Raw genomic sequence first — 12,843 nt, forward strand, 5'->3', positions numbered from 1 at the left:
ATGAAATGTACAGATAAGCTGCTGTTAAATATGCTTTGTAACAATTTCGGCTAGAATTTATACCAGATTTAGCTGGAGCGTAGCGTACGCTTTTTTAAGAATACGCACTCATAATTGTTACGAACCTTCTGGGAGTAAAAACATGCAAGAGAATTATAAGATTCTTGTTGTGGATGACGACATGCGCCTGCGCGCGCTTCTTGAGCGTTATCTGACCGAGCAAGGCTTCCAGGTTCGAAGCGTCGCCAACGCCGAACAGATGGATCGCCTGCTGACCCGTGAATCTTTCCACCTGATGGTGCTGGATTTAATGCTGCCTGGCGAAGACGGTCTTTCCATCTGCCGTCGTCTGCGCAGTCAGAGTAACCCAATGCCGATCATCATGGTGACGGCGAAGGGTGAAGAAGTTGACCGTATCGTGGGCCTGGAAATCGGTGCCGACGACTACATTCCTAAACCGTTCAACCCGCGTGAACTGCTGGCCCGAATCCGTGCGGTGCTGCGTCGTCAGGCGAACGAGCTGCCGGGCGCGCCTTCTCAGGAAGAAGCGGTGATTGCCTTCGGTAAGTTCAAGCTGAATCTCGGTACGCGCGAAATGTTCCGCGAAGACGAGCCAATGCCACTGACCAGCGGGGAATTCGCGGTACTAAAAGCATTGGTTAGTCATCCGCGTGAGCCGCTGTCTCGCGACAAGCTGATGAACCTGGCCCGTGGCCGTGAATATTCTGCGATGGAGCGTTCCATCGACGTGCAGATTTCTCGTCTGCGCCGCATGGTAGAAGAAGATCCTGCGCATCCACGCTACATTCAGACCGTTTGGGGTCTGGGCTACGTCTTCGTGCCGGACGGTTCTAAGGCATGAGGCGAATGCGCTTCTCACCACGAAGTTCATTTGCTCGCACGTTGCTTCTGATTGTCACCTTGCTGTTCGCAAGCCTGGTGACAACGTATCTTGTGGTGCTGAACTTCGCGATTTTGCCGAGTTTGCAGCAGTTCAATAAAGTGTTGGCGTACGAAGTCCGTATGCTGATGACCGACAAACTGCAGCTGGAAGACGGCACCCAACTGGTGGTGCCCCCGGCATTTCGACGTGAGATTTACCGTGAGCTTGGCATTTCGCTCTATTCCGATGAAGCCGCGGAAGATGCCGGGCTACGCTGGGCGCAGCATTACGAATTTTTAAGCCAGCAAATGGCGCAGCAATTGGGTGGCCCAACGGAAGTGCGCGTTGAGGTCAACAAAAGCTCGCCGGTTGTTTGGCTGAAAACCTGGCTGTCACCCAATATTTGGGTGCGCGTCCCGCTGACTGAAATCCACCAAGGCGACTTCTCGCCGCTGTTCCGTTATACGCTGGCGATTATGCTGATGGCGATTGGCGGGGCATGGCTGTTTATTCGTATTCAAAACCGGCCCTTGGTCGATCTTGAGCATGCCGCTTTGCAGGTGGGTAAAGGGATAATCCCGCCGCCGCTGCGCGAATATGGTGCTTCGGAAGTTCGCTCTGTGACCCGCGCCTTTAACCATATGGCCGCTGGCGTGAAGCAGTTAGCAGACGACCGAACGCTGTTGATGGCTGGTGTAAGTCATGATTTACGTACACCACTGACTCGTATCCGCCTGGCAACAGAGATGATGGGCGAACAGGACGGTTACCTCGCCGAATCCATCAACAAGGATATCGAAGAGTGCAATGCCATCATCGAGCAGTTCATCGACTACCTGCGCACAGGTCAGGAGATGCCGATGGAGCTCGGCGACCTGAACTCGGTGCTCGGCGAAGTGGTTGCAGCGGAAAGTGGCTACGAGCGTGAAATTGACACCGATATTCAGCCCGGCGAAATCCCGGTGCGAATGCATCCGCTGTCAATCAAACGCGCGCTGGCGAATATGGTGGTCAACGCCGCTCGTTATGGCAATGGCTGGATCAAAGTCAGCAGCGGCAGTGAACCGAATCGCGTCTGGTTCCAGGTCGAAGATGATGGTCCGGGTATTAAACCTGAGCAGCGCAAGCATCTGTTCCAGCCGTTTGTACGCGGCGACAGTGCGCGCAGTACCAGTGGAACCGGATTGGGGCTTGCTATCGTGCAGCGCATTATCGACAACCATAATGGCTTGCTGGAGATTGATACCAGTGAACGGGGCGGGTTGTTGATTCGGGCGTGGCTGCCGGTTCCTGTTGCTCGTACTTCCGGCAATAAAGACAGCTAAAAAAATGCCCGACAGCGCAATACGCGTGTCGGGCCTACATTCTGTTGTAGGTCGAGTAGGCACAAGCGCCACCCGACATTAAATAATGATGAAACGACAAGTCGGGTCAGCGTCAGCTCACCCGACTTTTTTATGCTTACAGTTTTGGGCCTGCTTCAACCAGCGCCGCACCCGCCGGGGTATCGGTGTACTTCTCGAAGTTCTCAACGAACAATTTCGCCAGTGCTTGCGCCTTTTCCTGCCACTGTTCCGGTGAACCGTAGGTATTACGCGGATCCAGAATATGCGTATCCACACCCGGTAATTCGGTTGGAATTTGCAGGTCAAACATCGGCAGGGTGAAGGTTTCGGTGTTATCCAGTGTACCGTCGAGAATGGCGTCGATAATGGCGCGTGTATCTTTAATCGAGATACGTTTGCCAGTGCCGTTCCAGCCGGTGTTCACCAGATAAGCCTGCGCCCCGGACGCCTGCATGCGTTTCACCAGCACTTCTGCATACTGCGTTGGGTGCAGCGACAGGAATGCCGCGCCAAAGCAGGCAGAGAAGGTTGGCGTCGGTTCGGTCACGCCGCGCTCGGTGCCCGCCAGTTTGGCGGTGAAGCCAGACAGGAAGTGATATTGCGTCTGATTTGCCGTCAGGCGTGAAACCGGCGGCAGCACACCAAAGGCATCAGCGGTGAGGAAAATTACTTTCGTGGCATGGCCCGCTTTCGACACCGGTTTGACGATATTATCGATATGGTAAATCGGGTAAGACACGCGGGTGTTTTCAGTTTTCGATGCGTCGTCGAAATCGATGGTGCCCTCGGCCAGCACGCTCACGTTTTCCAGCAACGCGTCGCGACGAATCGCGTGGTAGATATCCGGTTCAGCTTCTTCGGACAGACGAATGGTCTTCGCGTAGCAGCCACCTTCAAAGTTAAACACGCCGTCGTCGTCCCAGCCGTGTTCATCATCGCCAATCAGGCGGCGTTTCGGATCGGTGGAGAGCGTCGTTTTGCCCGTGCCGGAGAGGCCAAAGAACACCGCCACATCGCCTTTCTCGCCCACGTTCGCCGAACAGTGCATAGAGGCAATGCCTTTCAGCGGCAGCAGGTAGTTCATGATCGAGAACATGCCTTTTTTCATTTCGCCGCCGTACCAGGTGCCGCCAATCAGCTGTACGCGTTCGGTCAGATTGAACGCCACGAAGTTCTCGGAGTTCAGTCCCTGCGCCTTCCAGTCTGGATTTGTGCATTTCGCGCCGTTCATCACCACGAAATCAGGCTTAAACGTTGCCAGCTCTTCGTCGCTCGGACGGATAAACATGTTTTTGACGAAGTGCGCCTGCCAGGCCACTTCGGTGATGAAGCGCACGCACAGTCGGGTGTCGGCGTTAGCGCCGCAGTAAGCATCGATAATAAACAGGCGCTTACCGGAAAGTTGTTGGGTGACGAGGCCTTTGAGTTGCTGCCAGGTTTCGGGGGAGAGCGGTTTATTGTCGTTCTTGCCTTTGCCTTTATCCGCCCACCATACGGTGTCGCGAGTGGTGTCATCACGGACAATGTATTTATCTTTCGGCGAACGGCCAGTAAAGATACCGGTATCGACAGCGATAGCACCGAGGTTCGTCAGAACGCCACGTTCGTACCCTTGCAGGGTCGGATTGAGCTCTTCCTCAAATAACGTGTCGTAATCAGGGTTGTAGACAATGTCCTGGACGTCGTGGATACCATAAGCCTTGAGATCCTGCGGGGTAAGACCATTAACACGCATGTCACTGCTCCTTAGCCAATATGTACTGCCAATGATTGTAGGGTTGTTTGAGGGTTATTGACCGCGACCAGGCTCATAGATTTGCGTATCCGGACTCTCGTCAAACTAACGGAAAACACGGTGACTCCTGTCACGAGGCGAGACAGATTATGGCAGGAAACGTTTTTGTATGGGGGGAAATGTTCTTAAATGGTTAATAACTGGTTTAATACACTGATGAAATGTGAATGTAATCGCATTCCTGAAAGAAAGTGACGAAAGTGTTACAGCAAAAATCGATTCACTTCGCGTTGCGCTTCCCCTCTCCCGGCTGAGAGAGGGGACGCTACGGGCAAAAATCAATGCACTTGCGGATCTGCAGGAGAGGCGTTGTTGCGGATCTCGGCAATATCCATCGCGTTGAACACGTAATGGCTGCCGCAGTAGTCGCAGTTCATGTCGATTTCGCCGTCGTCGGCCAGAATGCTGTCGACTTCTTCGTCAGGTAGCGTTCTTAAGGCATCGGCGCAGCGCTCGCGAGAACAAGTGCACTTGAATTCGACCGCTTGCGGATCGTAAACCGTCACTTCTTCTTCGTGATACAAACGCCACAACACGTCGGTGGCTGGCAAACCAAACAGCTCTTCTGCTTTGATGGTGTCAGTCAGCGTTGCCAGATGCTCAAAATCTGCCGTCTGCGCGTTCTGCGCGGGCATCACCTGCAACAGAATTCCGCCCGCCGCCATTTTGCCTTCATGCTCACCGGTACGGATGATCAGACGGGTCGGCAACTGCTCGGAACGCAGGAAGTAATCTTCCAGACAGGCCGCCAGCGTATCGCCTTCCAGACCGACGACGCCCTGATAACGCTCGCCTTCTTCTGGTGCAATGGTAATCACCAGATAGCCGTTACCGACCAGCGTTTTCAGATCGGCGTTTTCCGGGATATCGCCCTGGACACGCGCCACACCGCGCAGCTGTTGATTGTTATTACCGTTAATCACCGCCAGCGACATGGGGCCATCGCCCTGCAATTGCACGGTGATATCCCCGGCAAACTTCAGAGTCGCGGTCAGCAGGCTGGTGGCAACCAACAGCTCAGCCAGTACGTTTTTCACCGGCTGTGGATAGCTGTGGTTAGCCAGCACTTGCTCCAGCGTTTCGGAGACAGTGACCAGTTCGCCGCGTACGGCCACGTTTTCAAACAGATAGCGGTGCAATTGATCGTGTTGAATCATCATTTTCTCTCTTAAGGGAACGGTTACTCACTGTTCCCATGTTTAAATCTCATCAGGTCGCGGCGCTCTTTTTTATCAGGGCGACGGTCCGGGTGCGGCATGGTCAGCGCATTTAACTTGCGGGCCACGGCCATTTTTTCCCGTTTTTCAATACTTTCAGCGGTCTCTTCATACAGCAACACAGCTTCCGTGGCCGGACGGCGCTGCTCGGTGATGCCTTTGATAATCACCGTGCGCTCATCGTTGCCCTGACGCAGCGTCAGCGTGGCGTTCATCTCCACCACTTTACTGGGCTTGCTGCGTTGCCCGTTGTAATGCACCTTGCCGCCTTCTACCATCTCGCGTGCGACGGCACGGGTTTTGTAAAAGCGGGCCGCCCAGAGCCACTTATCGAGCCGAATGGCCTCGGTGGGTTTCTCTTTCATGGCTTCTCCTTCACCGGATCGCGGGGATCAGGCGACGATAATCATTCAGTGCCGGATGACGCTGATACTGCTTCTCCGCCACGCCAGAATCGGGATTGGTGACGCCGAGGCAGTAGCGAATACCGAATAAGGCCGCGGCATCCAGGATTGGCTCGCTGTCATCGATAAACAGAGTCTTGTGCGGGTCAAGCGTGGTTTCTTCTGCTACCGCCTGCCACAAACGCTGGTCTTCCTTCGGATAACCAAATGTGTGGGTGGAAAGCAATAAATCAAGGTGTGACGCCAGACCGGTATGCTCCAGCTTCACCGCCAGATTGTGCGGATGCGCGTTAGTCAGCAAAATACGGCGTTTGCCGCAGGCTTTCAGCGCATCGAGGAACGGCACGGTGTCTTCACGCAAAATGGCGTGTGGGCCTTGTGCGGTGGTCATGGCGCAGATATCCAGCCCCAGACGCTCGCTCCAGTAATCCAGACAGTACCAGTTTAGCGTATGCTGCACGGCGTGATATTCCTGGCTGATGCGCTCACGCGCTTCCTGCAGGCTCATGCCATTTTGTGCACCAAAGGTTTCCGGCACCAGTTGCTGCCAAAAATGGGTGTCGAAGGCGAGATCGAGAAGGGTGCCGTCCATGTCGAGCAGAACGGTGTCGACCTCGTGCCAGGCGATGTCGAAATGCATAGTGCGTCTCCAGCAGGAAGAATGCGCGACAGGGTATCACACCGGTCGCGCTTGCGGGAGCAGAGCGGCTTAGCGTTCTGTGGGATCCTGATGCAGCAAATCGGATGGCGTTAACAGCACCGGGTTGAGGCTACTTTCGTAATATTTCTGAATAGCCGCCATGCGCATGCGATGACGTTGATAGCGGCGAATCGCCTGAATGCCATTCCAGACAAAGGACGCCAGCATTGCCAACATCAACAGCGTAATGCTGACATAACGCCATAAGCCGGCGCTATCCGGCATGCGATGCAGGTTGATATGTTTGGTGCCGTTGGCATCGGTGTACAGATTGGTGACAATCCCTTCGGCGGTAAATGGCGTGTGCATCAACATCCCCGCGAGGCGTTGAAACTCACTCCACTGCTCGTGCGCCGGGTAATCATACAGACTGACTGGCGGCCAGGGTTGTGACACTAAATCGCTGCCTTCATCGCTGGCAATCAGGAAACCACCGGGAGCAGGGCTGTTGAGTGCCTGAGCCGCGCGCGCCGTTTCACGCATCACAAACGGTGCGGTAGAGGTCGTCACCAGGTTATCGAGTGTTTCCGCACTGACCGGGCGCAACAGCACGTTGACGCCGTCCAGCTTGCCCGCGCTGGCGCGTTTGGTCAGCGCTTCCCAATCGCGTGTATTACCGAGATTCACCAATGCATTTTTCAGGCGTGCACAATCGTCCTCCGCGGAACAGAGGTCCTGCGTTTTCAGTACGATATCGGCGAAATCATCCAACAGCACCATGCCTGATTTTTGAATCGCCGAGCGCAACGCCGGGCTGACGCGCGAGCTGTCGTCCGGGCTTGGATGCAACTGACGGTTTACCGCCTGGATAAGCGCAGTGGCTTTGGTGACAATATCCGATTCTGGCAACGGCAGCGGTGGGGCGTCGTTCCAGATAATTTGCGAGCAATCAAACGGCATAAACGGCGAGCTTTCCTGCGCGGTCCATGTGCCTTGCGAATGGATATTGCACATGCCGGTGCCGGAGACATGTAGCGTATCACCCACGCGCACACCGGCCTGATCGAGCTGATTAACGGCGGTGGCTTCAATGGTTTGCGCGCCTTTCAGCCATGAAAGCGTAAATTTAAACGGCATGCTAAGCGGTACACTCATCCACAGCATCACCACAATCAGCAGTGCGCCTGCGGCAATAATTGCGCTGCGCAGCCAGTGCTGAAGTGGGAAGTGTTTCACTTCATTGTGTAGCGATAAAAAACGGCCCTGACGCACAACCTGGCGGTCGAGATAAATATCGATATCCGTTTGCTGACCAAGATCCTGAGCAATGAATGGCTGCCAGTGGCGGGGATAAATCAGGTCGATAATGCCAAGCGAAATATTATTGATTTGCTCCTGGTCATTTTCACCGAACAGGCCCCAGCGTTTTGGGGTGCCGCGCAGACAGTGAATTTCGCGTAATGCGGTTTTTGACGGCGGAGCAAACAGGCCCCACAGGCCAAATGCCAGCAGTAAAATAGCACCCCCGGCGACCCAAGGAACAAACACTTCCGGCACCATCAGGGCAAAGAAAAACAGCACGAACGAACTGACTATCAGTAGCGCTTCACGCAGGCCATCCGGACGACTCAGCGCATACTCTTCATGCGTTTCCTGTCGAATGTTCAGCAGTTCAATTTGTTCGCTCTCTTCGCCGCGAATCGATGCCTGCGTCGACGGTTGGTGTTCCAGCGCATAGCCTTGCGCTTCTTGTTTATGGTCGCGAAGCGTGTGCCCGTTAAGAGAGATGACCAACGGAAGGGAATCGGTATGGATCAGTTCAACTGCGTTTTCATCGTTGATGTACTGCTCCCAAAAAGGCGGCAGATGAATCTCAACGGAATCGAGAAAATAGCGCCACTTATTGGGATCTTCTGTGGTGATGCCATAGCGGGTGATCGACTGAGTGACAACGTAGACGGTATTACTCTGGGCGTTTAGCGTAAGGGCTGTGGGCGCAACGGTGGAGCCAGACGCCGGGACTTCAAGCGTGCGGCTGAGGCCTTCCAGATAACTCTCGACGGCGGTGCGTTCATCGTTGGTCAGCTTACGCGTGGTTGCGCCGCTGAACGCATGCAGCCGGGGAAGATGCCCGAGTTGCAATCGCTGTCGGTAAAACCACCCTGCAAGCAATGCGCAGGCCAGCATAGCAGCGAGAAGAATCAAAAAGGTGCCCATGCTTTTCCCATCATACTTATTCTTACAGGTTTCGTCGGTTGCCCATTAACACAGAACGTGAGCCCGTAGTTAGCTATCGGCACGTATCACTCAGAACTTTAACGATTTATTAGGTTCTGACGCAACTTTTGAGCATATCAGAGGTCAACGCAAGCGAATATCAGCAAATTCTCAAAACCATTGCAAGCTCTTGACTTTTTATCCAAAGAAGTGATTGATGCTGAAAGTTACATAAATGTAAATACATGAAGTCGGGAATTGCCTAAACCGTGCGGTATGTCGCACAATTACCCGGTTATCACAGCCAACACAGGTCATCATGGATAAACCATTAACAAAACCCACCATCCATAAAGTTGAAACGGTTGCCCGTTCGCGACTGTTTAACGTGGAAAGTGTGGATCTGGAATTCAGCAATGGCGAGCGCCGCGTGTATGAGCGCATGCGTCCGTCCACGCGCGAAGCGGTAATGATAGTCCCTATTGTTGATGACCATCTCATTTTGATCCGCGAGTACGCCGTGGGCACCGAATCCTACGAGCTTGGTTTTTCAAAAGGGCTGATTGATCCAGGCGAAAGCGTGTTTGAGGCGGCGAACCGCGAGCTGAAAGAAGAAGTCGGTTTTGGTGCTAATGACCTGACGTTTCTGAAGAAACTGAGCATGGCGCCGTCCTATTTCTCCAGCAAAATGAATATTGTGGTGGCAGAAGATCTTTACCCGGAATCGTTGCCTGGTGATGAACCGGAGCCGCTTCCGCAGGTGCGCTGGCCGCTGAATCAGTTGCTGATGCTACTCGATGAACCGGACTTCCACGAAGCTCGCAACGTGAGTGCGCTGTTCCTGGTGCGTGAATGGTTGAAAGAACAGGGCCGGCTTTAAAACGTAGCGGTTTCATCGTCACATAAAAAAAGCGCCTCGCGGCGCTTTTTTTGTCAGAACAGTTCGTGCGTCTCGCCGTTATCAATCAGCGTCGTACCCACTTCATGCACCGCCTGTTGGGTCGGCTGTGTGCCTTCAATAAAGTACTCTTCACGGCTGTTACCACCGTTTGCCAGTTGTCCGGTGCCTCGGTCAATATTAACCGTGACAACGCCTGGTGGCGGGGTGAACGGCTGTTCCGGCACGCCTTCCAGCGCAGCTTTCATGAACAGATCCCATGCAGGCTGTGCACTTTTAGCACCGCCTTCATAACCGGAAATTTGATCTTTAATCGCGCCGGAAGCACTGGTGCGACCGAGGTCGCGGCGGTGATCGTCAAAACCAATCCATACAGATGTGACCACGCCCGGACCGTAGCCTGAGAACCATGCATCTTTCGAGCTGTTAGTGGTCCCGGTTTTACCGCCGATATCATGGCGCTTCAAATCACGGCCTGCTCGCCAGCCTGTTCCCTGCCAACCCGGTTCACCGAAAATGTTGGTGTTCAGTGCGCTTTTAATCAGGAACGACAGCGGTGTGCTGATAACGTGTGGGGCATATTCCTGACCGCTGCTGCGGGCCACCAGCGCCTGATTCGCCTGTTCAAGGCTAGGCATCGGCACCGAGGAATTCTGCGGCTCCTGTGAAGTGGCTACGTTTTCCACGTCCTGATTTTCCAGCACGTTGGATTTCGGCGTGTCGCCATAAATCACCGGAATGTCGCAATCAGCACAGGCAATTTTTGGCTTAGCTTCGAAAATTACGCCACCCGCATCGTTCTCAATTTTGCTGATGAAGAACGGGTCGATCAGGAAGCCGCCGTTCGCCATCACCGAATAACCACGCGCTACCTGGAGCGGAGTAAAGGAAGCGGAACCCAGCGCCAGGGATTCGGTACGCACAATGTTGTCCGCCGGGAAGCCAAAGCGCTGCAGATATTCTGCGGCGTAGTCCACACCCATCGCACGCATCGCGCGGACCATGACCACGTTCTTGGACTGACCGAGGCCCTGACGAAGGCGAATCGGACCCGCATATTGCGGCGGTGAGTTTTTCGGACTCCAGTCTGAACCCGCGCCCGGATCCCAACGAGAAATCGGCACGTCGTTGAGAATGCTCGCCAGCGTCAGCCCTTTGTCCATCGCCGCAGTGTAAAGGAATGGCTTGATGTTCGAACCGACCTGACGTAACGCCTGAGTCGCACGGTTGAATTTGCTCTGGTTAAAGTCAAAACCACCCACCAGCGCAATGATCGCCCCGTTTTGCGGGTTGATAGAAACCAGCGCGGAGTTCACGTCCGGAACCTGAGATAACCACCAACTTTCATCCACCTGGCGAACCCAAATTTGCTGACCCGGCTGGACGACATCAGTGACTTTACGCGGTGTTGGGCCCTGTTGTGTATCGGAGCGATACGAACGTGCCCAGCGCATACCGTCCATGTTCAGTGAGATGGATGTGCCATCGGCCATCATCACCGTTGCTTCCTGAGGATTTGCCGCTGTGACCGCTGCTGGTTCCAGTGGCCCATAAGTCGGCAGGCTTTTCAGAGTATCGGTGATTTTTTTGCTATCCCACGGGGTTTCACCCGCTTTCCACAGCACGTTGGCCGGACCGCGATAGCCGTGGCGCATGTCGTAATCCATCACGTTAGTGCGCAAAGCGTTCTGTGCGGCCAACTGATCTTTACGGCTGATGGTGGTGTAAACGCGGTAGCCGTCTTCATAAGCTTTATCGCCGTAACGCGTCACCATTTCCTGGCGCACCATTTCGGTCAGATAGGGCGCAGAGAAAGCGATTTCTGGCGCGTGGTAGCTGGCGTCAATCGGCTCATTCACTGCTTCATCGTATTGATCCTGAGTGATGTAGTTTTCACTCAACATACGTGACAGCACCACGTTGCGACGGGAGGTAGCCCTGTCCATCGAATACAACGGGTTAAAGGTTGAAGGCGCTTTCGGAAGCCCTGCAATCACCGCCATTTCGCTTAGTGTTAGCTGATCGACCGATTTACCGAAATAAACCTGAGCCGCAGCACCGACGCCGTACGCGCGATAACCGAGGTAAATCTTGTTCAGGTACAGCTCAAGAATTTCATCTTTGCTGAGTAACTGCTCAATACGAATCGCCAGAAACGCTTCTTTGATTTTACGCGTTAGCGTTTTTTCAGGACTAAGGAAGAAGTTACGTGCCAGCTGCTGGGTGATGGTACTCGCACCCTGTGAGGCATGACCGGAGAACAGCGCGACGCTTGCCGCACGGAAGATCCCCACCGGGTCAATACCGTGATGCTCATAGAAGCGACTGTCTTCTGTGGCAATAAAGGCCTTCGTCATTTCAGGCGGCATCTGGCTCAAGGTGACCGGAATACGGCGTTTTTCACCGTATTGGGCAATAAGCTCGCCATCCGCGCTGTAGATTTGCATGGGGATCTGCAGGCGCACATCCCTGAGTGTGGCTACATCGGGTAGCTGTGGCTCAATAAATTTGTAGAGGCCATATATCGAGCCTGCTCCCAGCAGAATGCAACAGACTGCAAGGATGAATAAATACTTTACGAACTTCACCGGAGATTTCCCATTTAGTGGTAATTGGGCAGTTTATAAACAAACGCGCGGTAGTATAAAGGCAACCCAGAAGCATTGATATAGCTCGAATGGGTTGAAGGATAAGGAGATCGTAAGAATGGCTTACAGTCAATGGCATGCAGGATTGCACATACAGCAGGATAGCATCGTCTGTGTTGCGCTACAAAAAACACGCTTTGGGCGAGCGTTACGTCGTTGGTGGCAACTGCCGATACCGGGCGATGCCAGCGAAGAAAATTTGATTGCTGCTTTACGTCGTATTCAGCGCGAAATGCCGCGCTTTCACCGGCTTTCGGCCGCATTGCCCGCCTCCGATACAGTGCAAAAACAGTTGCCGCCGCCACGGATGGCGCTGCGCGAAAGCGAACAGGCACAATGGATTGCCAGCACGGTTGCGAAACAACTGGAAATGCCCGCCGATACGCTGACGTTTGATTATCAAAACCCTGACACGAATATTTACAGTGTGACCGCCGCCAGAAAGCGCGATGTCGATTTGCTCCAGCAGCGTCTTCATGCTGCAGGGCTGAACGTCTACGCCATCACTCCAGACGCCAGCGCGCTGCAAAATTTTCTCCCCTGGCTTGCAAAAGAAGACCGCGGGATCTGTTGGCACGACCGAAATCATTGGCTGTGGGCGACGCGTGAGACCTGGGGCAGCAGCGCTGAACCACCCGAGGGATTGCTGGCGTGCACAACGCATCACGGCGGCGGCGAGCGTTTTAACCCCTGGTTTCCACTGAGTCAGCTTCAGCCACCCTTGCCTGAAAAGGGTGATGCTTTTGCCATTGCGCTGGCCCTTGCATTGGGAGTGGACTGAGATGACACGCCCCG

General features: G+C 54.1%; 10 protein-coding genes. 4 read left to right on the forward strand and 6 right to left on the reverse strand.

What is annotated here, in order from left to right; genetic code table 11:
• The first annotated feature begins 142 nt into the window (after positions 1-142).
• Positions 143-862: an osmolarity response regulator transcription factor OmpR gene (ompR, locus tag VH187_RS20790; protein ID WP_001157751.1), complete on the forward strand. Its 720-nt coding sequence runs from the start codon at positions 143-145 to the stop codon at positions 860-862.
• Positions 859-2,208: a two-component system sensor histidine kinase EnvZ gene (envZ, locus tag VH187_RS20795; protein ID WP_329703336.1), complete on the forward strand. Its 1,350-nt coding sequence runs from the start codon at positions 859-861 to the stop codon at positions 2,206-2,208. The genes ompR and envZ overlap by 4 nt, the downstream gene beginning before the upstream one ends.
• Positions 2,209-2,344: 136 nt before the next feature.
• Here the strand turns inward: envZ and pckA are convergent, their stop codons facing one another.
• The 5 genes from pckA to VH187_RS20820 form a co-directional block, all read right to left on the reverse strand.
• On the reverse strand, positions 2,345-3,964 hold the full coding sequence (pckA, locus tag VH187_RS20800) for a phosphoenolpyruvate carboxykinase (ATP) (RefSeq protein ID WP_329703337.1): 1,620 nt from the start codon (positions 3,962-3,964) through the stop codon (positions 2,345-2,347).
• Positions 3,965-4,302: 338 nt separating this feature from the next.
• A complete protein-coding gene (gene hslO / locus VH187_RS20805; protein WP_329703389.1) occupies positions 4,303-5,181 on the reverse strand; it encodes an Hsp33 family molecular chaperone HslO in 879 nt (292 codons plus the stop codon).
• A 23-nt stretch (positions 5,182-5,204) separates the two neighbouring features.
• On the reverse strand, positions 5,205-5,606 hold the full coding sequence (hslR, locus tag VH187_RS20810) for a ribosome-associated heat shock protein Hsp15 (protein ID WP_329703338.1): 402 nt from the start codon (positions 5,604-5,606) through the stop codon (positions 5,205-5,207).
• 10 nt (positions 5,607-5,616) lie between these two features.
• Complete coding sequence (yrfG, locus tag VH187_RS20815; protein ID WP_329703339.1) at positions 5,617-6,285, reverse strand: GMP/IMP nucleotidase; 669 nt, start codon at positions 6,283-6,285, stop codon at positions 5,617-5,619.
• A gap of 69 nt (positions 6,286-6,354) precedes the next feature.
• Positions 6,355-8,502 carry an intracellular growth attenuator family protein gene (locus VH187_RS20820; protein WP_329703340.1) on the reverse strand — a complete coding sequence of 716 codons (2,148 nt, stop codon included), beginning with the start codon at positions 8,500-8,502 and terminating at the stop codon, positions 6,355-6,357.
• Positions 8,503-8,821: 319 nt separating this feature from the next.
• Between VH187_RS20820 and nudE the strand changes: the two genes are divergently transcribed.
• Positions 8,822-9,382 (forward strand): ADP compounds hydrolase NudE, encoded by a 561-nt coding sequence (gene nudE / locus VH187_RS20825; RefSeq protein WP_329703341.1) that lies wholly within the window; start codon positions 8,822-8,824, stop codon positions 9,380-9,382.
• A gap of 53 nt (positions 9,383-9,435) precedes the next feature.
• Here nudE and mrcA read toward each other — a convergent pair whose 3' ends face one another.
• Positions 9,436-11,988 (reverse strand): peptidoglycan glycosyltransferase/peptidoglycan DD-transpeptidase MrcA, encoded by a 2,553-nt coding sequence (gene mrcA / locus VH187_RS20830; protein ID WP_329703342.1) that lies wholly within the window; start codon positions 11,986-11,988, stop codon positions 9,436-9,438.
• 118 nt (positions 11,989-12,106) lie between these two features.
• Here mrcA and VH187_RS20835 point away from each other — a divergent pair, with 118 nt between their 5' ends.
• A complete protein-coding gene (locus VH187_RS20835; protein WP_329703343.1) occupies positions 12,107-12,829 on the forward strand; it encodes a pilus assembly protein in 723 nt (240 codons plus the stop codon).
• Positions 12,830-12,843 lie beyond the last annotated feature (14 nt).

Origin of the sequence: Scandinavium sp. (assembly GCF_036271055.1) — a bacterium.
GTDB lineage: Bacteria > Pseudomonadota > Gammaproteobacteria > Enterobacterales > Enterobacteriaceae > Scandinavium.